At 62.5% G+C, this 21,390-nt stretch carries 24 protein-coding genes and 1 pseudogene; 10 read left to right on the forward strand and 15 right to left on the reverse strand.

The annotated features are described in order from the left end of the window. The first annotated feature begins 66 nt into the window (after positions 1-66). Together ACYVHK_RS14265 and ACYVHK_RS14270 are read left to right on the forward strand one after the other, a co-directional pair. Complete coding sequence (locus ACYVHK_RS14265) at positions 67-798, forward strand: NIPSNAP family protein (protein ID WP_460533252.1); 732 nt, start codon at positions 67-69, stop codon at positions 796-798. Positions 799-1,015: 217 nt separating this feature from the next. Continuing rightward, on the forward strand, positions 1,016-2,002 hold the full coding sequence (locus ACYVHK_RS14270; RefSeq protein WP_460533255.1) for a hypothetical protein: 987 nt from the start codon (positions 1,016-1,018) through the stop codon (positions 2,000-2,002). Between the two features lie 15 nt (positions 2,003-2,017). Here the strand turns inward: ACYVHK_RS14270 and ACYVHK_RS14275 are convergent, their stop codons facing one another. Continuing rightward, positions 2,018-2,923 (reverse strand): LysR family transcriptional regulator, encoded by a 906-nt coding sequence (locus ACYVHK_RS14275; protein WP_460533258.1) that lies wholly within the window; start codon positions 2,921-2,923, stop codon positions 2,018-2,020. A 126-nt stretch (positions 2,924-3,049) separates the two neighbouring features. Between ACYVHK_RS14275 and ACYVHK_RS14280 the strand changes: the two genes are divergently transcribed. After that, positions 3,050-4,021, forward strand: a complete 972-nt coding sequence (locus tag ACYVHK_RS14280; RefSeq protein ID WP_460533261.1) for a bile acid:sodium symporter family protein — start codon at positions 3,050-3,052, stop codon at positions 4,019-4,021. Here ACYVHK_RS14280 and ACYVHK_RS14285 read toward each other — a convergent pair. After that, complete coding sequence (locus ACYVHK_RS14285) at positions 4,018-4,974, reverse strand: helix-turn-helix transcriptional regulator (protein ID WP_460533264.1); 957 nt, start codon at positions 4,972-4,974, stop codon at positions 4,018-4,020. The genes ACYVHK_RS14280 and ACYVHK_RS14285 overlap by 4 nt on opposite strands. A 114-nt stretch (positions 4,975-5,088) precedes the next feature. Between ACYVHK_RS14285 and ACYVHK_RS14290 the strand changes: the two genes are divergently transcribed. Continuing rightward, positions 5,089-5,724 carry a LysE family translocator gene (locus tag ACYVHK_RS14290; RefSeq protein ID WP_460533267.1) on the forward strand — a complete coding sequence of 212 codons (636 nt, stop codon included), beginning with the start codon at positions 5,089-5,091 and terminating at the stop codon, positions 5,722-5,724. 54 nt (positions 5,725-5,778) lie between these two features. After that, on the forward strand, positions 5,779-6,291 hold the full coding sequence (locus tag ACYVHK_RS14295) for a hypothetical protein (RefSeq protein WP_460533270.1): 513 nt from the start codon (positions 5,779-5,781) through the stop codon (positions 6,289-6,291). 77 nt (positions 6,292-6,368) lie between these two features. Here the strand turns inward: ACYVHK_RS14295 and ACYVHK_RS14300 are convergent. After that, positions 6,369-7,793: pseudogene (locus tag ACYVHK_RS14300) on the reverse strand (catalase); the annotation flags it as partial. 196 nt (positions 7,794-7,989) lie between these two features. Here ACYVHK_RS14300 and ACYVHK_RS14305 point away from each other — a divergent pair. Further along, complete coding sequence (locus ACYVHK_RS14305) at positions 7,990-8,421, forward strand: MAPEG family protein (RefSeq protein ID WP_460533273.1); 432 nt, start codon at positions 7,990-7,992, stop codon at positions 8,419-8,421. 86 nt (positions 8,422-8,507) lie between these two features. After that, positions 8,508-10,826: a putative bifunctional diguanylate cyclase/phosphodiesterase gene (locus ACYVHK_RS14310; RefSeq protein ID WP_460533275.1), complete on the forward strand. Its 2,319-nt coding sequence runs from the start codon at positions 8,508-8,510 to the stop codon at positions 10,824-10,826. Here ACYVHK_RS14310 and ACYVHK_RS14315 read toward each other — a convergent pair. The 4 genes from ACYVHK_RS14315 to ACYVHK_RS14330 form a co-directional block, all read right to left on the reverse strand. Further along, positions 10,807-11,181: a hypothetical protein gene (locus ACYVHK_RS14315; protein WP_460533279.1), complete on the reverse strand. Its 375-nt coding sequence runs from the start codon at positions 11,179-11,181 to the stop codon at positions 10,807-10,809. The two genes, ACYVHK_RS14310 and ACYVHK_RS14315, sit on opposite strands and share 20 nt — an antisense overlap. Positions 11,182-11,233: 52 nt before the next feature. After that, a complete protein-coding gene (locus tag ACYVHK_RS14320; RefSeq protein ID WP_460533282.1) occupies positions 11,234-11,923 on the reverse strand; it encodes a glutathione S-transferase family protein in 690 nt (229 codons plus the stop codon). A 73-nt stretch (positions 11,924-11,996) separates the two neighbouring features. Beyond that, positions 11,997-12,851, reverse strand: a complete 855-nt coding sequence (locus tag ACYVHK_RS14325; protein WP_460533285.1) for a lysophospholipid acyltransferase family protein — start codon at positions 12,849-12,851, stop codon at positions 11,997-11,999. A 78-nt stretch (positions 12,852-12,929) separates the two neighbouring features. Continuing rightward, positions 12,930-13,283: a hypothetical protein gene (locus ACYVHK_RS14330; RefSeq protein ID WP_460533288.1), complete on the reverse strand. Its 354-nt coding sequence runs from the start codon at positions 13,281-13,283 to the stop codon at positions 12,930-12,932. A 127-nt stretch (positions 13,284-13,410) separates the two neighbouring features. On the opposite strand from ACYVHK_RS14330, the gene soxR reads away from it, so the two are divergent. Then, entirely contained in the window at positions 13,411-13,965 is a 555-nt protein-coding gene (gene soxR, locus ACYVHK_RS14335) for a redox-sensitive transcriptional activator SoxR (RefSeq protein WP_460533291.1), read from the forward strand. 3 nt (positions 13,966-13,968) lie between these two features. Here soxR and ACYVHK_RS14340 read toward each other — a convergent pair whose 3' ends face one another. Continuing rightward, positions 13,969-15,342: a MipA/OmpV family protein gene (locus tag ACYVHK_RS14340; protein WP_460533294.1), complete on the reverse strand. Its 1,374-nt coding sequence runs from the start codon at positions 15,340-15,342 to the stop codon at positions 13,969-13,971. 155 nt (positions 15,343-15,497) lie between these two features. Here ACYVHK_RS14340 and ACYVHK_RS14345 point away from each other — a divergent pair, with 155 nt between their 5' ends. Continuing rightward, positions 15,498-16,061 carry a chromate transporter gene (locus ACYVHK_RS14345; RefSeq protein ID WP_460533296.1) on the forward strand — a complete coding sequence of 188 codons (564 nt, stop codon included), beginning with the start codon at positions 15,498-15,500 and terminating at the stop codon, positions 16,059-16,061. Further along, positions 16,058-16,591, forward strand: coding sequence for a chromate transporter (locus tag ACYVHK_RS14350; RefSeq protein ID WP_460533299.1), 534 nt, complete (start codon positions 16,058-16,060; stop codon positions 16,589-16,591). Before ACYVHK_RS14345 ends, ACYVHK_RS14350 begins: the two co-directional genes overlap by 4 nt. A gap of 12 nt (positions 16,592-16,603) precedes the next feature. On the opposite strand, the gene ACYVHK_RS14355 is transcribed toward ACYVHK_RS14350, so the two are convergent. The 7 genes from ACYVHK_RS14355 to ACYVHK_RS14385 form a co-directional block, all read right to left on the reverse strand. Further along, complete coding sequence (locus ACYVHK_RS14355) at positions 16,604-16,939, reverse strand: hypothetical protein (protein WP_460533302.1); 336 nt, start codon at positions 16,937-16,939, stop codon at positions 16,604-16,606. 9 nt (positions 16,940-16,948) lie between these two features. After that, entirely contained in the window at positions 16,949-17,299 is a 351-nt protein-coding gene (locus ACYVHK_RS14360) for a nuclear transport factor 2 family protein (RefSeq protein WP_460533304.1), read from the reverse strand. A gap of 21 nt (positions 17,300-17,320) precedes the next feature. Beyond that, entirely contained in the window at positions 17,321-17,668 is a 348-nt protein-coding gene (locus ACYVHK_RS14365) for a nucleotide pyrophosphohydrolase (RefSeq protein ID WP_460533307.1), read from the reverse strand. A gap of 87 nt (positions 17,669-17,755) precedes the next feature. After that, the gene (locus ACYVHK_RS14370) at positions 17,756-19,390 is read right to left on the reverse strand and encodes a methyl-accepting chemotaxis protein (RefSeq protein WP_460533310.1); all 1,635 of its coding nucleotides are present in this window, start codon (positions 19,388-19,390) and stop codon (positions 17,756-17,758) included. 104 nt (positions 19,391-19,494) lie between these two features. Further along, the gene (locus ACYVHK_RS14375) at positions 19,495-19,977 is read right to left on the reverse strand and encodes an RES family NAD+ phosphorylase (RefSeq protein WP_460533313.1); all 483 of its coding nucleotides are present in this window, start codon (positions 19,975-19,977) and stop codon (positions 19,495-19,497) included. Beyond that, entirely contained in the window at positions 19,974-20,465 is a 492-nt protein-coding gene (gene parS, locus ACYVHK_RS14380; RefSeq protein WP_460533316.1) for a type II RES/Xre toxin-antitoxin system antitoxin, read from the reverse strand. Before parS ends, ACYVHK_RS14375 begins: the two co-directional genes overlap by 4 nt. Before the next feature lie 98 nt (positions 20,466-20,563). Continuing rightward, entirely contained in the window at positions 20,564-21,337 is a 774-nt protein-coding gene (locus ACYVHK_RS14385) for a LytR/AlgR family response regulator transcription factor (RefSeq protein ID WP_460533319.1), read from the reverse strand. Between the last annotated feature and the right edge of the window lie 53 nt (positions 21,338-21,390).

The following is a 21,390-nucleotide window of genomic DNA, read 5'->3' on the forward strand; positions in this document are numbered from 1 at the left end:
CAGGACGGTTTGCGACCTATATCAGGCCTAGCGTGGTTGTCACCCATCCAAAACAGGTAGCCCATCATGCTGACGCCTAGCCCATTCCCGGTCATCGAATTTCGCCGCTATACCTTGCAGGCGGGCTGTCGTGAACACTTCGTCCGCTACTTCGAAACCTACTTCCCCGAAGCCTTCCAGCAACTGGGTGCCATGGCCCTGGGCCAGGGGCTGGATGCAGGCAACGCCGCCGGCTTTACCTGGCTACGCGGCTTCCGGGACATGGAGACGCGGGCTATCGCCAATGCGGCGTTCTACTACGGTCCGGTCTGGCGCGAGCATCGCACCACGCTCAACAACCTGATAGTCGATAGCGACAACGTCCTGTTATTACGTCCCTGGCAACCGGAGCGCGGCATCCCGCTGCTGGCAGCCGTCAACCCGGTGCATGAGCCGGCAGGCGCCCAAGGGGTACTGGTCGCGCAACTGTTCGCCGTCCGCCAGGGTGGCCTTGAGGCTGCGGTCGAGCAGGCGGAACGCTATCTTTCCCAGTACCGCGAGGTCGGAGCACAGGAATGTGGCCTGTTGGTCACGCTGGATGCCGCCAACAACTTCCCGCAGCTACCCGTACGCAGCGACGGCCCCTATCTGCTTTGGCTAGGCCTGATGCCGAGCGTAGCCAGCGTCGAACAGGCATTGAAGCCACTGGCAGCGCAAGCTACCCAGGCATTGATCCGCGCTGACCGGCTGCGTGGTACCCCGGAACTACAGGTCCTGCAAACTACGCCACGATCAAGGCTGCGCTGGCTCCCGGCCTGAGCCCACCGGGGGGATTTGCACGATCGTGCAATCCCCTGGCCGATGATGAGGTAAAATTACACCAGACTGACAGCAGCCTACCCCCGTTATTTCGTCCACCGGTTGCGTGCCTGTTTACATTTGCTTACCAAGCCCCCATGGCGCATTAACAGCTGTGTGGTTTTATCCGCCCGCAGCGCCCAGCTACGTCCTATCAGCCGCCTCTGGATCACACGCCTTGAACTGCAATACCCTTGAAGCCTTGCGGCGCATTCTTGAGGACGCGCCCGACACGCCCTTTGTTGAAGTGAGCCACGCGCTCTATGCCACCCTGATCGATGCCGATCTGCTGGACCATGACCCGCGCGGCGGCGTCGGCCCCGTGCTGCGGGATACCCGAATCGAGATCCTGCTGGCGGGCGAATCGCCCGACCAGAACCCGTTGGCCACACCCGGCAGCCTGCCCTCTTTCCCGGTGCATATCGTCTATGCACCCAGATCGCTGGCTGCCGTCTGCCTGATGGAGGCAGCCCGGGCTGTCGTCGCCATCCGCTATGGCTACGCGCCGGACCAGATCGGAGTGGAGGGCATGTATGGCCAGTATCGCGGCAATACCCGACTACAGCATGAGCGGGCACATCGTCGTGACATTGCCTGCGCCACGTTGGCCGTTGCCCTGTACTGGCAGCAGCACCATGGCCTCTATAATGCCCGCGATGAACGCCTGGAGCGCGACTTCCTGCGGGCGGAAGTGCTCAACGCCGGCGCGGGCCGCGAGCAGGAGATATTCTGGGAAGGCGACGAGATGCTGCAGTATTTCTCGCCCTTGGTACGCGACACCATCTTCATCAGCCATGCCGAGAAGATGAGCGAACACTTCGCCGAACGCATGCCGATGGTACAGGCGCTGACCCGCGCCCTGTGGCGTACCCAGACACCCTTGCAACTGCCGCAGATGGACAAGCAGGCGATCATTGCGGCGGTCAGGCCGCTGCTTGCACAGGATCACCCGCTACTGCGCGATAGCGAGCTGGATCTCTTCGATCTGTGGGAAAGCCTGCCGGTACCCGTGGCCAGCGAAGTAGCGCAGGTCCAGCCCGGCTCGCACACCGAACTCGCGCCCATCATGCCGCTGATCAGCCAGGCCGCACCCAAGCCCGCCAAGGCAGACGATGCCGCAGACAGCGGGCTCATCTCCCGCCTGCGCACAGTATTTCGCCGCTGAGCAGACCATTGGCGATCAGGACCGGTGGCTGGCGAACACCGCTGCGCGCTCGCGTACCAGCTGCCATACGGTCTCTGCCGCCGCAGACAGCGAGCGGTTCTTGCGTCGCACCAGCATCACCACCCGGTTGATTTCCGGCACCAGCGGCCGGGCTACCAGCGCGTCACTATCCGGCAGTGGCAAGGCGAGTGCCGGCAGTATGCTGATCCCGACCCCGGCAGCCACCATCTTGAAGGCGGTGGTGGCATGCCCCACCTCCTGCACGACTTTGCCATGTACCGCCTGCGCGGCCAGGGCGCGATCTATCAGGGGCCGGCTGCCGGAGGCATAGTCGAGCAGGACCAGCGCCTGGCCCGCGAGCGCCTGCCAGCTGACCCCGGTCTGGCTTGCGAAGGGATGATCGGGCCGACAGACCAGCAGGAAGGGTTCGGTCAGGATGGGTTCGCATTCCAGATCGGCCAGCGCGATGGGCTCGATGATGATGCCGAAGTCCACTTCCCCGCTGTGCACGCTGGCCACGACCAATCGCTGCACCTGATCGCTGAGGGCAATCTCGATATCCGGATACCGCTCGCTACAGTGGACGATGCACGTGGGCATCAGGTTGGCAGAAATCGTCGGGCTGGTGGCAATGCGCACCCTGCCCCTCAGCCCTTCGTTCAGGTTCAGCGAATCGAACAGGGCCTGTTCCAGCGCCTCCAGGGCATGCCCGACCGACGCAGCCACCCGCGTCCCTGCCTCGGTCAGCACGACTTCGCGCGTGGTCCTATCCAGCAATTTGAAGCCGAGTTCGTCCTCCAGCTGCCGCACGCTACGGCTGACCGCCGGCTGTGTCAGTGCGAGCGCCTCGGCCGCCCGGCTGAAGTGCCGATACCGGGCCACGGTGAGAAAGGCCTTGAGCTGTTGCAGAGTGATATTCATAGCCATCCAGCATAGATTGATAACACCAATGAATTGGTATTCTAGATCTATCTGCGGTCCAATGATCGAACGGGTCGAACGCCGCCATGGCAGCAGACCTACTTCGCTTGTCCTCATGGAACCATCATGGCCCGATCACGTCTGCTACCCGACAATTTCACGCTCGCCCTGCTGGCCACCGTGCTGCTGGCCAGCCTGCTGCCCTGCCACGGGCTGGGTGCCGTAGCCTTCAACAACGTTACCAATATCGCCATCGGGCTGCTGTTCTTCCTGCACGGCGCCAAACTGTCGCGCGAGGCCGTCATCGCCGGCGCCACGCACTGGCGACTGCACCTGACGGTGCTCGCCAGCACCTTTGTGCTGTTCCCGCTGCTGGGCGTCGCCCTGCGCCCTATCTTGTCGCCCCTGGTCACGCCTGATCTTTACCTTGGCATCCTGTTCCTGTGCGTCCTGCCATCCACCGTGCAGTCGTCGATCGCCTTCACGGCCATGGCCCGCGGCAATGTACCGGCCGCCATCTGCAGTGCCTCCGCCTCCAACCTGATCGGCATCTTCCTGACCCCGGCGCTGGTCGGGCTGCTATTCAGCAACAACAGCGCCAATGCCGATGCCAACGGTGCGGTGATGAACATCGTTCTGCAGTTGCTGGTGCCCTTTGTGGCGGGCCAGATCGCCCGACGCTGGATAGGCGGCTGGGTGGACCGTCACTTGCCCCTGCTCAAGTTCGTGGACCAGGGCTCCATCCTGCTGGTGGTCTATACCGCCTTCAGTGACGCGGTCATTCAGGGTCTCTGGCAGCAGTTGGGCGTGAGCGCCTTGCTGGGGCTGCTGCTGGTCTGCGCGGTATTGCTGGGCATCGTGCTACTGCTGACCCGCTACGGCAGCCGCTGGCTGGGATTCGACAAGAATGACGAGATCACCATCGTGTTCTGTGGCTCCAAGAAGAGCCTGGCCAGCGGCGTCCCCATGGCCAAGGTGATCTTCGCCGGCCACCCCATCGGCCTTATCGTGCTGCCCTTGATGCTGTTCCACCAGATCCAGCTCATGACCTGCGCGGTGTTGGCTCAGCGCTATGCCCGGCGCAATCCCGCCAGCTAGACCCGCTCCACCGCCAGACCCAGCAATTGGGTGGCGTGCGCACGCAGGGCCTCCCGAAGGTCGGGGGGCGACAGCACGGTAAAGGTAAAGGGAAGTTGTGCCAGTTGCCGCGCCATCCAGGCCAGCGACTCCACCTGACTGCGCAGCAGCACGCCCTGCTCCTGCACCTCCAGTACCCCCAGCGCGCTGTAGATTTCACGACGCGCCGTATCAAGCGAGGTATGCAGCAGGACAGTAACCGCGTAGGTTCGCGGCAGGATGGCTTCCGAGCGGGCGAGATAGGCCAGTGCATCGAAATCCGTCGGCCGCAGAAAGCTGGCGGGAATCGCCACGACCGTCACGATCCGGTCCAGCCGGAACGAGCGCAGGTCCTCCCGCAAGTGGCAGTAGCCCACTACATACCAGCGGCCTGACCTGAACGCCAGACCGTAGGGATCGAAATCCCGCTCGGTCAGTGCCTGCTCGGCCGTTCGATAGTGCAGATGGACTCTTTGCTGTACCTGGGCGGCCGCGCTCAGGGCGATCAGTGCTGCGTTGTCTTCGGATGGGCCGGCCTGAGAGAGATCGAGCCTGACCGTCTCGCCCACGGCACGCACCCGCTGCCTGAGATTGGCAGGCAGGACACGCTCAAGCTTGGCCTGCGCACTGCTCACCGCCGGTGCTGCCTCGGCAAGCCCCAGACTGCGGGCGGCAAGCAAGCCCAGGGACAAGGCCAGCGCCTCTTCATTGCTGAACATCATCGGCGGCAGCTTGAAGCTGTGCATCAGCCGGTAGCCCCCATCCCGTCCGCGCTCGGCGGTGATCGGGATACCCATCTCCTCCAGCTGCGCCATATAGCGTCGCAGCGTGCGCGGGTCGATCTCCAGCCGGCGCGCCAGTTCGCTGCCGGCGACCAGCCCCTGGGTCTGCAGGATTTCGAGCAAGGCCAGCAATCGATGGGTCGGTTTTGCCATGGCTGCATCGTAATCTCAAATCAGGGCCATTTCTGTCCTATTTAAGCCCCAGAGTGCGTTCATCGCCGCCAGCGCTCCGACGTTGGCAGCCCACACGACACGAGGAGCAAGACGATGGATCACGGTAGCAACCTGTGGCTGTATTTCATGGTGGTGTTCGGCGTCATCATCCTGCCCGGCATGGACATGGCCTACGTCATGGGCAGCGCCATGACCGGGGGTCGACGCACCGGCCTCGCCGCCGTTGCGGGCATCGTGGTGGGCGGCCTGTGCCACATGCTGATGGGAGCTACCGGCGTGAGCCTGCTGCTGACGCTGATCCCCGCAGCCCTGGTGACGATGCTGTTTCTCGGTGCCGGCTATATGGCCTGGATAGGCTGGACGCTGATCCGCAGCGCCAGCGTGGTCCTGCCGGTAGCAAAGGATGCCGCGCGCACGCCTGCCGCCAGCTTTCGGCGCGCCATGCTGACCAGCCTGCTCAATCCCAAGGCCTATCTGTTCATGCTGGCGATCTTTCCGCAATTCGTCCGCGTCCAGGCCGGCCCGATCTGGGCCCAGGCCTCGGTCCTGAGCGCCATCACCGCGGCAACCCAGTTCGCCGTCTATGGCGGGCTTGCCCTGCTGGCGGCCCAGGTGCGCGACTGGCTGCTGGCCACCCCGCGCGCCAATACCGCCATCGCCCGCCTGGTCGGCGCGGTACTCGTGCTTACCGCAGCCTGGACACTTCATGACGGCTGGCAACGACTCTGATGCGCACCTCAAGAAGTCCATCCCTGACCCACCCCACCAGAAGGAGCCATCACCATGTCGACAGAACTGCCCCACGGCGCGAACGATTTTGATTTTTTCATCGGCAGTTGGCAAAGCCATAGCCGCAAGCGCGTGCACCTGTTGCAGCAAGATAGCGGATGGGAGGAGTTCGACGCGAGCACGACCGCCCGCAAGCTGCCCGGTGAGATCGGCAACTACGATGATTTCGTCGCGCCGGCCTGGCGGCCTGGTTTCCTGGCCATGTCCTTGCGCATCTACAACCCGGAGACCCGGCTCTGGAGCATCTTCTGGCTGACCAATCGTACCGGCGGCATCAACGCCTCGACCGGTACGCTACAGCCGCCGGTCGTCGGCAGCTTCATCGACGGCGTCGGTGTCTTCGAGTGTGATGACGACTTTGAAGGCCAGCCTATCCGGGTGCGCTACACCTGGTCGCATATCACGCCGGAGAGCGCACGCTGGCAGCAGGCTTTCTCCACCGATGGCGGTCACCACTGGGACACCAACTGGGTCATGGAAATGCGACGTACCTCGGCGGCCGAATGAGGGAAAAACGGCGGCCTGTATCAACAGGCCGCCGTCTCTCCGAACCCCTCGCGGACCGACTAGGTGCGCAGGGTCGCCAGGGCGAGCGCCACGCCCGCGCCATAAGCCGGGTCCGCCTTGCTGCAATTGGCGATATGCCGCTCCTGCACCTCTTTCGAGGCACCACCCACCGAGCGGGCGGTGTTCTCAAACAGCGTCTGCTGCTGCGCCGGGCTCATCAGGCGGAACAGTGCACCCGGCTGCGAATAGTGGTCGTCATCCTGCGGATAGCTGCTGGCCGCACCTTCCAGCGCCAGCGGCGGCTCACGAAAGTCCGGTTGCTCGGCCCATTCGTCCTGACCATTGGGCTGGTAACCGATGGTCGCGCCGGCGTTGCCGTCCACCCGCATCTGGCCGTCACGATGGTAGCTATGGAAAGGGCACTTCGGGGCATTGACCGGAATGGCCGCGTGGTTCACGCCCAGGCGGTAGCGCTGCGCATCACCGTAGGAGAACAGCCGCCCCTGCAGCATCTTGTCTGGCGAAAAGCTGATGCCGGGCACCACATTGGCCGGGTTGAACGCCACCTGTTCGGTCTCGGCAAAGTAGTTCTCCGGGTTGCGGTTCAGCTCCAGTACGCCGACTTCGATCAAGGGGTAGTCCTTATGGGGCCAGACCTTGGACAGATCGAAAGGGTTGAAGCGATAGCTGCCCGCCTCTTTCTCCGGCATGACCTGCACGAACAAGGTCCAGCGCGGGTATTCCTTGCGTTCGATGCTCTCGAACAGATCGCGCAGATCACTCTCGCGATCATTGCCGATGATGGCCGATGCTTCGGCATCGCTGAGGTTCTGGATACCCTGCTGGGTCTTGAGGTGGAACTTGACCCAGTAGCGTTCGTTGGCGGCGTTGATGAAGCTGAAGGTGTGGCTGCCAAAGCCATGCATATGCCGGTAGCTGCGCGGAATGCCGCGATCGCTCATGACGATGGTGATCTGGTGCAGCGCTTCCGGCAACAGGGTCCAGAAGTCCCAGTTGCTGTGTGCGCTACGCAGGCCGCTGCGCGGGTCGCGCTTGACCGCATGGTTGAGGTCGGGGAAGCGCAGCGGGTCGCGCAAGAAGAACACCGGCGTATTGTTGCCCACCAGGTCCCAGTTGCCCTGCTCGGTATAGAACTTGACCGCAAAGCCGCGGATATCGCGCTCGGCATCGGCCGCCCCGCGCTCACCGGCCACGGTGGAGAAACGGATGAACAGCTCGGTCTCCTTGCCGATCTGTGAAAATATCCGGGCCTTGGTGTAGCGGGTAATGTCGTGCGTGACCGTGAACTTGCCGTGGGCGCCCGCACCCTTGGCATGCATGCGCCGCTCGGGGATGACTTCCCGATCGAAATGGGCCAGCTTCTCAAGGAACCAGACATCCTGCAGCAAGGCCGGACCACGCGGGCCCGCAGTCTGGGTGTTGGTATTGTCGGCGACAGGTGCGCCAAAGGCGGTGGTCAGTTTTTTCACGTTGTGCTCCATGCAGTTCTGTTTTTGGCTGACACACGGCGGCCAACCATACGCATCAGCGTAGTACGTGAAGGCGGTGGGCGAATCCCGCCATATGGCGGTCTGAACCTACCTCTTTGGAGGTAGTGGTTGTCAGCCGTAGCCCCTGGGGCAGCGATGCGGCGGCTTTCTGCCTAAAGTGGTGCGTTCCCTTCACCGGTACCCACCCATGCCTAACTCCGCACTCTTGTTCCCTTGCATTGCCATGGTCAGCATCACGATGGTCGTCTGGCTGCGCATGCTGTACGAGCGTGATTGCGAGCGACGTCAATATGGTCTTTGCATGGATGATTTCGCGACCACCGCACAGGTCGGCAAGGCCTTCAAGCGGGTGCAGTCGGCCGAGAACTTCCGCAACCTGTTCGAAATACCGGTGCTGTTCTATGCCCTGTGCCCGACGCTGATGGCGTTGCAGATCGCCACACCGGGCTATGTGGTCGCCGCCTGGTGTTTCGTCATCCTGCGGGCGTTGCACAGCCTGATCCACTGCAGCTACAACAAGGTCAGCCATCGTTTTACCGCCTATCTGCTCAGTACCTTGCTGCTGTTCGGCATGTGGGGTGCCTTGCTGTTCGGGCTGCCCGTCCGGCCAGGTGCCTGATGCCCGGCAGCCGGAGCGTTTGCAGCGTCTCGTCTATATTGGAACGTCAGGCAACCGCCTGACCCAAGCAGGCCACAGGCAGGGCGATGCTGCAGCTCATCCGGCGCTTTCTGGTCACACCCCGCACCGCTCCGGTCAATATCGATCAGTGGCGGGAAAGGGTGCTGTCCAACGTCCTGCTGGTGGTCTTGGTGCTCGGGGCAGGCACCGCCATGCCCAACATGCTCTACGCCCTGCAGCAGGGCCTGTGGCACCTGCTGCTGATCGACATCACCGCCCTGAGCTGGGTCTTCCTGCTATGGCGCAACCAGGGGCTGGACTATCGTCTGCGGGCGGGTCAGTTCCTCGCGCTACTGTATCTGATCGGGCTGGGCCTGCTATTCACCGTGGGGCCGGTCAGCCAGATCTACCTGCTGGCCTGCCCGGTCATGAGTGCACTATTGCTCGGGCAGCGGGCCGGGTGGTTCACCCTGCTGTTGACCGGCATCACCCTGCCGCTGGTCGGCTACTGGGCGAATCTGGAGATCCACGTCGCCGGCTTCGATGATCGCCCGCTGATCAAATGGCTGGCCATCGGCATCAATTTCGGCCTGATCAGCAGCATCCTGACCTTGTCCAGCGCCGTGCTGCTCGATGGACTCCGGCATTCGCTGGCCACCCGGGACGAAGCCGCCCGCTCGCTGAAGGAAGAGCAGGCCCGACTGACCGTCGCCAATGAGGAGCTGCGGCTGACAGGCGCCGCCGTTGCCCACCTCAACGATATCGTCGTCATCACGACTGCCGAGCCGGTAGAAGAGCCAGGCCCGTCGATCATCTTCGTCAATCATGCATTCGAGCAGCGTACCGGTTATAGCCGGCTCGAAGCCATCGGCAAGTCGCTGCGCATACTGCAGGGACCGAATACCGACAAGTCGGAGATCGAACGCATCCGCGCCAGCTTGCGCATCCCGACGCCGGTGCGGGCAGAGGTAGTGGCCTACGCCAAGGACGGTGAGGAATTCTGGCTGGAACTCGATATCACGCCCATCTATGCGGCAGACGGGCATTGCAGCAACTTCGTCATGATCCAACGCGATATCACCGATCGCAAACTGGCCGAGCAGAACATCCACCGGCTGGCCTATTTCGATGTCCTGACCGGGATGCCCAACCGCCGCCTGCTGATGGACAGGCTGACGCAGACGCTGTCGGCGGCGCGCCGTAACGAATATGTCGGTGCCTTGATGTATGTGGACCTGGACAACTTCAAGAACGTCAACGACGCACGCGGGCATGGCATCGGCGATGGCCTGCTACGCAGCGTGGCAGATCGCCTGAGTGAGGTCATGCGTGCCGAAGATACCGTAGCAAGGCTGGGGGGCGACGAGTTCGTCGTACTGGTGCCCTGCCTCGCCGCGGACATGGAGCAGGCAGCGGTAGCCGCCATGACGATCGCCGAGAAGGTACGTGCGGCGCTTGCGCTGCCTTTCCACGTGGAGGGTCAGCGGCACCACTCTGGTGGCAGCATCGGGGTCACGCTGTTTCCCAAGGAAGGCCAGACCGGCGAGCAATTGCTGCGGGAGGCCGATATGGCGATGTACCGGGCCAAGGCCGGTGGTCGCAATCGCATCGCTTACTTCGAGCCGGTCATGCAGTCCGAGATTGAGGAGCGGCTGGCGATCCAGCACCATCTGGAGCGGGCGCTGGGCGCGCAGCAATTGCAGATGTACCTGCAACCACAGGTCGATCGCAGCGGCCGGGCCATCGGTGCTGAACTGCTGATGCGTTGGCAACACCCAGAGCGCGGCCATGTTTCACCGGCGCTATTCATCCCCATCGCCGAGGAAACCGGCCTGATCCAGCGGCTGGGGCACTGGGCCATGCAGGAAGGTTGCCGCACAGTCGTACGCCTACAGGCAGCGGGGCAGGCTTTGCCCTTGTCCATCAATGTCAGCCCGCACCAGTTTCATGAGCCGGATTTTGTCGAGCGGGTGCAGGGTGTACTGGCGGAGACCGGCGCGCCGGCCAGCCTGCTGGTATTCGAGGTCACCGAAGGTCTGCTGATCAAGAACCTGCATGACACCATACGCAAGATGTGCACACTGGCCGAGATGGGCATACGTTTCTCGATCGACGACTTTGGCACGGGCTACTCCAGCCTCGCTTACCTGAAGCGTCTGCCACTGCATGAACTGAAGATAGACCGTAGCTTCGTTCAGGATACGCCGGGTAATCCCAGCGATGCGGCCATCGTCGAGCTGATTATCGCCACCGCCAAGCACCTGGGGCTAAGGGTGGTGGCCGAGGGAGTGGAGGTCCCGGATCAGGCGGAATTCCTGGCCCAGCACGGTTGCGATGCTATGCAGGGCTTTTTGTTTGCCAGGCCGATGCCGATCGACGACTGGCTCAGTTCGAGAGCTGCCTGACCGATATCCGGCGGCCATTCTGGGGCGCCTCGGCCGGTGTCGCCTGCTTTGTCGGCGTCACCCGGAACACTGGCGCGGGCATGGCGGGCTGCAAGGCCTGCTCGCTGCCGGCACCGGTCCAGCCGGCGATCGGCTTGCGCTTGCCGTACCGCCCGGCAATGCGGGCCAGACCTTCCTCCTGGGTGATCAGGCGAGGGTCCTGGTGCGGACGCACGGTGCAACCGTCGACAGCCTTGCTGGGGCCACTGACCCAATCCGAACCCGGTGGACAGACGCCGCATTCGGCCATGAAATTGCTTTCGTGGGCATAGCACACCGTCTGCTCAGCCAGGGCCGGTGCGGCCAGTACGAGCACGAAACCCATCCGTATCAACACGCGGCCTGCCGATATGCGCCGTCTCACGGACTCAGCCCCCCATGACTACCGGGCCGCCCTTGGTTAGGGCGCGCTGATAGGCAGGCCGTGCGGCCATGCGATCACGGTAGGCCAGCAAGCGGGGGTAGGACATACCGCCGGTTGCTCTCGCCAGCGCGGCTTCCACCGCAAAGCTCATCTGGAAATCGGCCACGCTCAGGTGCTCGCCGGCGAACCAGGTATGGCTGGCCAGATGCTGCTCGATAAACGCCAGCGAGGTGCTGAGGTTGGGATCGATCAGCTTGGCCTGCACCGTCTCGGCCAGTTTGCGGGCGATCGGCTTGACGAAGAAGGGCATGGGCTGCTTCGGAATGCTGAGAAACACCAGCTTCATCAGCAGCCAGTTCATCAGCGATCCTTCGGCGTAATGCAGCCAGAAGCGGCACTGCCGGTAGGCTGGTGTACCCTGGACGGGCAGTAGCTGGGCGACATCGCCCTGCCCCTGGCTACCATATTGCTCAACCAGATACTCAAGGATGGCGCCGGATTCGGCCACCGTGATGTCGCCATCGGTAATCACCGGCGACTTGCCCAGTGGATGGACTGCCTTGAGCTCCGGCGGCGCCAGCATGGTCTTCTTGTCGCGCTTGTAGTGGATTATCTCGTAAGGCAGGCCCAGCTCCTCGAGCAACCAGAGTACGCGTTGCGAACGAGAGGTATCGAGATGGTGGACCTTGATCATGGTGGCTTGCCTGTGGCGTAGGGGAATGCCGACACATTTACCGCGAGCCCCCGCCCAGCGCAAGCCCCGTCTGTTATGGCAACACCGCGCGCTGCCGCGCCGCACCCAGCAGGGCCCGGTGCGTACGGCGGCCAGGGCGCAGACGGTACACATGCTGGCGAAGGCGGGCCGCTGCCGCCGGCTGGCTGAGCTGCCAGGCCTCGACCTCCTCCCAGGCGATAGGCTGGTCGATGACGATAGGCAGGCGGACAGAGTGATTGCCGAATATCTCCCTGGCCAGCAGCAGCATGGCCATGGGCTTGTACAACATGGACCAGGCATAGAAACCGAGCGAATTGCGGCCGCCGATATGCACCGGCAGGATGGGTGCCCTCGCCCGCGCCGCCACGCGCAGGAAACCGGTTCGCCAGATGCCGTCGCGTATGCCGCGCGGCGTGGCGCGTGATACCTCGCCGCTGGGGAAGATGATCACCACCTCGCCGCGGGCGAGTGCCGCGTCGATGCCATCCACATTGCCACGATTGGAACGGCCGCTCAGATTGTCGACCGGCAGCAGAATGTCGCGCGCAGGCCGAAACTGCAGCAGTACATCGCTGACCACCATGCGCACGTCCTTGCGCACCTGGCTCACCAGCTGGATCAGCGCCGATCCATCCAGTGCGCCAAGCGGATGATTGGCGACGATCACGACCGGCCCGGTTGCAGGAATATGCGCTTGACCATGTACGCCATAGCGCACATTGAGGTACTGCACGATGCAATCGTTGAAATCGAGGCCGGTATGGCCGTCGGCATAGTGCATGAAATCGTTGATCTGCTTCTCGCACAACAGTACGCGCAAGGCTCCGATGATGAGCTTGCGAACCAGCAAAGGCTTCTGGTTAAAGGCGGGGAATCGTTCACTGAGCAGGCCGGCTACCGATATCACGTGTGCCCCTTTCCGATAAGACCCGCCAGGATCGGCGGGATGGAACACACTTTACGACGGCCAGACGACCGGAATATTTCAGTCCGGCGACGGCCTGCGCAGCGGCAGGTTCGCCGTCGCGCCAACCGTCAGCAGCATATCCACGATCGGAATCTCGCCATCCTCAAGCAGGATGCCATCCGGCGCGGGCCACGCCCCCAGGATGCCGACGATAACCCTTGTTTCGATCCAGACGTCCTGTTCGGCCAGCCTGGCCTGCATGTGCGCAGTCAGGCTATCGGAACGACAGAGCAGCGTGACATAGTCCGCAACGGCTGCCACTGCCAAGGCCAGCACCTCCCAGGATGCGCCATCGGTCAGTACACCGACATGCTGCCCGATGCAGCGTCTATCGTGGGAAGTACCAACATCGGCAAGCGCTGCAGATGGCATAGCCGTTCCGGACCACGAGGAGATCAACCGCCCTTGCGCCATTTTTCTGCTCCACTTGAAATTACGGCGCAGTATAAAAGTTCAAGTAAACTTAAAAACAAGCACTTATTACCACATGGAGACGAACATGGCAGAGACCCTGTTGACCATCGGCGCTTTCGCCAAACGAGCTGGCATCGCCGCCAGTGCCTTGCGCTTTTATGAAGACGAAGGCCTGATCCGCAGCACGCGAACCAGCGGCGGCCAGCGCCAGTACACGCAGGAAACCCTGCGGCGCGTCGGCTTCATTCGTGTCGCTCAGGGCGTCGGCCTCAGCCTGAGCGACATCCGCGAAGCCCTCGACACCCTGCCCGACCAGCGGACACCGACCAAGGCCGACTGGGAAAAACTATCCCGTTCCTGGCGTCCCTTGATCCAGGCACGCATCGATGCCATGACCGATCTGCGCGACCAGCTCAGTTCCTGCATAGGCTGCGGCTGCCTCTCGCTGAAGACCTGCAAGCTCTACAACCCCGGCGATATCGCCCAGCAACATGGTGGCGGCCCGCGTTACCTAATGGGCGACCGCCCCACGAAGGCCTATCCGCCCGGAACAGACGTCATGGTCGAAGCGGAAAGAGCGGCGGCCGAGAGCGCGCAGTCAGCCCCATCTGCCGCTCAACCGTTCCGCATCTGGCCGTAAGGCCTAGAACGTCGTTTCCAGGTAGCTGTAAATGTAGTTGGAGCCGCCGTTCACATTGCCCAGCAATTGCGATGAAGCAAAGATGCCGGAGCGGTGAGATACCCCGACGCCCAGATAGGTGGTCTTGAGGGACTTGGCGCGGAATACGTCGCCCACATTGAAATCGATGGTCGGGTCCAGGTAGTTCAGCAAGCGCGATGTCGAGCGATTGCGTGCTGCCTGGCTCGATACTTCCTCATACGGCACACGCTGGGCGATGGACAGGCCGAAACCCATCCCCAACCGCGTCCGTACCCAGTCACTCCACGGGAATCCGTAGTAATAGCCCTTCATGTACAGGTCGAACTGCGCACCGTTGCGCTGCAGGCCCTTGTCGTCGTGATAGACCAACCCGGCAAAGCCGGTGAAATCCAGCGGCCAGCCATTGAAGCCCTGGACAAACGATTTACCGACATGGATACCGGTGATGCTGGTCGGGTGGAGCTTGTTGGTGTCGGAACACTTGAAGGTCATGATGCGGGCCAGGTGGCACCCCTCGGCCGAGGCCTGTCCATGGAAAACCTTGATGGTCGTGGGTGTACGTTCCCCGGCCCAACCGTCGCGATAGCTGCCGAAGTCATAGACTGCGCCCAGCGAGATGGTTGGCTGCGAACCCTGCCGGACAATGGAGCTGCGCCTCACCTTGCTGTCCTGCAGACTGGTGGATACCCCGCCCAATACGCGCCAGTTCTCGGTCAAATCGTAGCTGACATACAGACCAAGGGACCCATCCATGCCTGAACCTGGTGCGTAGGCGGGACGATCCGTGGTTGTCTCTTCCGGGCGTACGCCATAGTAGTAGTTGTTCAATGCGGCATCCCGCCAGGTCAAGGTAATGCTGGGTCGCAACACCAGACGACCGTTACGCCAGTCATAAGCGTAGCTAAGGCTGGCTTCAGTGCCCTTGGATGCGTTGCCTATGTCACGCTGCATGGCCGCCTGTAAGGTCCCCCAGGATTGTCGCATGCGATAGGACAGGCCCAAGTCAAAGCTGGCGCTACGCGCACCAAGCCCTGCCAGCTTGGGTGGAATGTCATCCTCGAGCAGCCCCTCGAAGCGACGTTCCACAAACAAGTCGAGCCTGTCCGATTGATCAGCGTGAAGCTTCATCCCAAGCCGGCTGGCATGTACAAAGAAACGACTACCTTCGTAGAGATAAAGCGGTACCAGATCGTACCGGGTCCCCGCCCCTACATAGGGTGACTTCTCGACCCGGACGATCGACCCCAGTCCGGCGCTACCAGCAGTATCGAGCACCCCGGTCAACAGATCCGGACCGGCTTGCGCCGTGGCGGCAGCCAACAAACTCAAACTACCTATCGTGGCGCGTTGCAACATTCACTCTTCTCCTCACGGGGCACAGCTAGCCCTTCGTGTTAAACCATACTAGACGCTCGGGCTCTGGCTGGCCCGTTTGCCACTTGGTCAGCCTGCGCACTGGCAGGTTCAAGCGGGTAAAATGGCGAGCGCTCGTCTAGCCAGGATCGCACTGTATGCAGAACCACCTCGATACGCCACCGAACCTCAGCTCACCAACACTAGCAGCCCTGTTCAGTGGCTTTCTCGGCCTGGGACTCACCTCCTTTGGCGGTGTTTTGCCGCTGGCGCACAGGACCATCGTGGAACGACGGCGGTGGCTCAGTGCGGATGAGTTCACCGAGCTGCTCGGTCTCTGTCAGTTCCTGCCAGGTGGCAACATCATCAATCTCTCGGTCGCTGTGGGCATGCGCTTCCATGGCGTAGCGGGCGCTCTGGCCGCGCTGCTGGGCCTGATTGTCGGCCCCTCGCTGGTGGTCATCGGCCTGGGCGTGCTGTACGAACACACGCGGGACGACCCGCGTATCCGCCACCTGTTTTCCGGCCTCGCCGCAGCTGCAGCCGGCCTGCTGATTGCCATGGCAGTCAAGATCGCCCTGCCGCTGCGGGGTAGGCCGGCCGCCATCGTCGTGGCAGCGCTCGGCTGCGTACTGATCGCCATTCTGCGCGTCCCGCTGCTGCCCGCCATGCTGGTGCTGACCTGCCTGAGCCTGCTGATCGCCTATCGGAGCGCGCGATGATCGAGACTTTGCTCGCGCTGGCCCTACTGTTCAGCCAGCTCTCGCTGCTGGCCTTCGGTGGCGGCAATACCATCCTGCCGGAGATGCATCGTCAGGTGGTTGATGTCCACCACTGGATGTCTGGGAACGAATTCAGCGCCCTGTTTGCGCTCGCCCAGGCCGCCCCTGGCCCCAATATGATGATCGTGACGCTGATAGGCTGGCATGTGGCCGGCTGGCCCGGTGTATTGGTGACCTCAGTGGCAAAGTTCGGTCCCTCCTCCGTCGTGACCATGCTGGTCATGCATGGCTGGGAGCGCTTCAAGGACCGTCCGTGGCGACGGATGGTGCAGTCAGCCCTAGTGCCGGTCACGGCTGGGCTGGTCGTCTCCAGTGCCATCCTGATCAGCCAGGCGGCCGATGGCGGCGAACCCGTCCTCTGGATCATCACCGCCCTCTGCGCGGTGCTGGCCTTCAAGTCCTCGCTGCATCCGCTCTGGCTCTTGCTGGGCGGGGCATTGATCGGTCTATCGGGCGTAGGTCAACCCTGACTTCCCACCCGGTCAGTGCGGCTTTCGGTCTCGTCCACCCAGATAATCGAACCGGAGCACCGCCCACAGTACCGACGGCCAGAACAGGGTGTTGATGATGTCGTGCAGGCTGGCATCCCAACGCCAATGCCCCAGGCTGGCCAGGTCGTCACGCATATCGAGCGCCTCGCCGAGCAGTGCGACGCCCAGCACCATGAACCAGGGCAGCAGCAGGGAGGCAGAAGTTCGCCGCAAGCGGGCCGTGACGAGAAACACGATCAGGCCGACATAGATATGCAGCGCATCCTTGGAAAGACCGGTGGCGGAGACAATGGCCAGCTTGATGGTCTGGACCAGCGTGGTTTCCATCAATGGCGGCTAGTTGAGGACGGTCAGGTAGGTGGCCAGCCGGCTGATGCGGGTGTCGCGCATCGTGAATACATCACAGAAGAAGGCATTGAGCGTACCGCCCTCACGCCGCTGGCATTGCAGGGCACCCTCAGCCACCACCACGTCGTTCTCCTCCGTCAGCCGGTGGATCGCGATGATCGGGCTGCCAACAAACGCTTCGTTCTGGATTTCCCCGTCAAACGCCACCTTGCCCCCCAGATGGAAGGCTCCCGCCATTTCCCAGACGACGTCATCGGTCAGGCAGGCCAGGATCATCGCGTGGTCGCTAGCGCGAAAGCCCGCCATATAGCGCTCGATGGTCTGTTTGTTATCAGTCATGACGAAGCGCTCCAGCAATGATCAGCGATTGTATTTCCGCGCCGAGCCCTTGAAACCCTCGACCGGATACTTGGCGGCATTCTTCGCCATCTTTTCCAGCAAAGCGGCCTCAAGATCGACATCCAGCTTGTCGGCAATACGCAGCAGGTAGGCCGTCACGTCAGCCAGTTCTTCCCGCACCCGTTGCGCCCGTTCGGCGTCGTCCATGACCGTCGTGGCCTGGGCTTCGGTCAACCACTGGAACTCCTCGACCAACTCGGCGCATTCGACCGATAGCGCCATGACGAGGTTCTTGGGGTTATGAAACTGCTCCCAGTCGCGCTCGTCGGCAAAGGCCGCCAGGCGAGACTGCAGATCCCTGGTATTCATTCCACGCTCCGCCGCGCTGTGCGGCAATCTGATCCGATCCCGCAGACTAGCAGCTAGCGCCGCACGTGGAATAGCACCACCCTCGATTTACCCCAGCCGAAACCGCTGTACCAGGCTCGCCAGCTCGCCGGATATCTGGTTGACCTGACGCGTGAGCTTGAGGGTCCGCTGGGTGGAGACGCCAGTGTCCTCGGCCATGTGGGTGATCTTTTCCACCGACTGGGCAACGAGCGTGGAGGCCGTGGTCTGCTCTTTGGTGGCATTGGCGACTTCCTTGATGCTGATCAGGATATGGTCGGCATTGCCGCGCATGGTCTCGAGCGCTTCGACCGTCTGGGAGGAAGCCTCCACTCCCTTGGCGACCTTGGGAAGCACATTCTGCATGGCATTGGCTGCGTCGGCGGCCTCGGTGCGGACGGCGGAGAGCTGGGTCTCGATTTCCACCGTGGCACCGGCGGTGCGCTCGGCCAGCTTGCGCACTTCATCGGCCACCACGGCAAAGCCGCGCCCAGCCTCCCCGGCACGTGCCGCCTCGATCGCGGCGTTGAGTGCCAGCAGGTTGGTCTGCTCGGCAATGTCCTTGATGGAGGCCGCGATGGTACCGATCTGGCTGGCACTGGTCTCCAGATGGCTCATGCGCTTGGAGACGTCCTGCACCGCATCCGCCACCCCCTTGATGTCCTCGCTGACCTGCCGTACATGGCCGCTCTGCGCCTTGGCCTGGTTGGCGGAGTCCTCCGCGGTATGGCTGGTATCGATGGCGGAACTGGAAACATGACCGATGCTGACGGCCAGTTGTTCGATGGCGGCAGCCACGGCCGAGGTATTGTCGGTCTGCATGGCGGCCTTGCCGGCGACCAGCTCCGCTTCGGCGCTGACCTCCTTGATCGTCCCGTCCAGTTGCAGGGTACGACCCTGGATGCCCTGTACGACCTCGCGGATCGAGCCGACCATGATGCCGAAGGAGGCCATCATGCTGCCCTCGTCGGCCTGTTTCATCTGGATGGAAAGATCTCCCTGCGCCGCCGCGTTCATGAGCCTGATCGCCTCCGTCGGCTCACCGCCGACCTGGCGCAGGATATTGCGGGCCAATACCAGGCCGAATGCGGTGATCACGATCAGCAACACGATGATGAAGGCGCCAGAGGTTTGCGCCACCGAATAGAAGGCCTGGTCCACATCGTCGAGATAGACCCCGCTGCCGATGGCCCATTCCCATTCCTTGAGCAACATCACGTACTGCAGCTTGGGTACCGGCACAGTCGAGTTGGGCTTGCTGGTAATGCCGTATACCTCGCCGGCCACCCCGTCCTTGGGCGCACCGACGATATCGCGAACGGTGTAGTTGCCTTCCTTGTCCTTGATGTCCCAACGATTGCTGCCATCGTTTTCGGGCTTGCCCGCACTCATCACTTGCAGGCCACGTACGTCGAAAATGTAAAAGTAGCCCTCGCGCCCGTCCTTGCCGCCGTAGCGCATCTGCTTGATGGCTGCCATGGCCTGCTTCTTGGCCTGCTCCACGGGTATCTTGCCGGCGGCAGCCTGCTTCTGCAGATCATTGGCCACGTTGTAGGCGGCGTTGACTACGGACCGCAGCTCACCACGTCGACCATCAAGCAATACGCTTTTCAGGTGGATCAGGGCGTAAGCTTCGGTAGCGATCAAGCTCGCCACCATCACGCCTATGGTCAGAAATATCTTGCCCTTCAAAGTCTGGAACATGATGGTCACCCGCCGACGACGCGCTGTTGAGGTAACCTTATCTATAAGCGCCAGACGACCTATGCGCCAATCAGGATTGACCTTCGCCCCGTCCCGGAGCCAGTTCAGCCCCAGCGGGGGTCGTAGAGAAACTGGCGTACGACGCAGGCGCGGATGGCCGCGGCATCGGGATGGGCCGGATTGATCAGCAGGTTGGCTTCTTCATGTACCAGGACCGACGGCACCTGCAGCAAGGCGCTGCTACCTTCCGCAACCCAATTTGAACCAACGGCCATCGAGTCGGCGGCGGGCGGTTCCGCCAGCCAGCTCGGGGGCAGGTCGGCCACCGTCAGCACCTTGCGCGCGGCCCAGACCTTGGCCGGCACACTGATCTCGACCAGAAAGCGATTACGCGCGGCAATGCCATCGCCGATATGCGCCAGGGTCTCCAGGCAAGCGAGGGCAATGGTCGGGCTGGCATATACCAGTGCCGTACCTTTCTGGTTCCAGCGCCCGCCAAACTTCCTGGCCCCTCCGCCGGACAGGTCGTCCGCCTGGAAATCCGGTGTCGCCTTGGCAATGCGCCAGAGCGAGACCGCCCCGCTCACGCCACGATCCCGTTCTCGATACGGCCCAGGGTATCGAGCACCAGTTCGATGCCGGCATCGGTGTCGACCAGTGCCAGTGGCATATCGCCGCCCAGGCTGCGATTGGGCCGTTTGACCCATTCCAGGGCAGAGAGATGATCCTCGAATACCTGTGCCGCACGGATGACGACCCGCGCCACGCGGGCGAGCCGCTCCGTCTCTATCGTGCTCAGCGGTTTGTCGGCCGTGCGACGTGCCTTGACAGTGCTGGCAGCAAGGCCGACCGCCTTGATCAGGGCATCACGACTCATATTGAGATGATCGGCCAGCACCGTGACCGCGGCTGGCGAAATACCACGCCGGATATGGGCGATCTGCGAAGCAGCACCTTCGTTGACGAAGGATAGGGGCGTATTGGCAAAGGTGGCCAGTTGGGCCACCGGCTCTGCCGACAGTGGCTTGGCGGCTTGCCGCGCCACCGGGGTGCGGCGCTTGAGGGCTTCAGGCATGATACCTCCGGCTATTTTTAGCCAATTAACAGGCCAATAATAGACTTCCATCCTTTGAAACGCCACCCCTCGCCATCGGCCAAGCAGCAGAAAACGGACTACATGTGCTTGAAAAGATGTGCAAAAGGCCGGCTAACCGTCAGCGTCTCCTTCCGATCCTTGACCTTGAGCGTCACCTGCCCGCGCAGATCGCGGCTGACCGTATCGATACTGGCTGCCCGGACGATGGCCGAGCGATGGATCTGCCAGAAGTCATCCGGATCCAGCCCATCCACGATCTCCTTGAGCGGCGTGCGGATCAGGGCATCGAACTCGCGAGTGGCTACCAGGGTGTATTTGTCGCCCGCCTGGAAGAACAGCACCTCGTCGATCGGAATCAGCCGCAGATTGTTGCCGGCGCTGGCCTTGATCCACTTAAGCCGGTTGCTCTGCGGATTGAGTTTGGCTGAGAGATGGCTGAGCAGCGCCTCGAGATTCTGCGGCGGGGCCGCCGGCACCATCGCGAGACGCTCCTTGAGCCGCTCGACTGCGGTCGCGAGGCGTTCGTCGCTGTAGGGCTTGAGTACATAGTCGAGCGCCCCGCTCTCGAAAGCCTCGACCGCATACTGATCAAACGCGGTCACGAACACGATATGGCAGCGCAGCTCCCGATTACTGGCAAGGCTGCGTGCGACCTCCACGCCAGTCATTTCCGGCATCTGGATATCGAGAAAGGCCAGTTGCGGCTGCAGCTCACTGATGACTTCCAGCGCCGCCTCGCCATCACCGACGTCGGCCAGTATTTCCAGTTCCGGCCACAGCCGGTTCAGCTTGCTCTTGAGCTGCGCCCTGAGAATAGGCTCATCCTCGGCAATGATCGCGGTCATACCCATCAGTACATGGCTCCTCTCCATGATGGAACGGCGTCTGGGCTCGCTCCTGATTA

The sequence above is a fragment of the Chitinimonas naiadis genome (genome assembly GCF_054780835.1).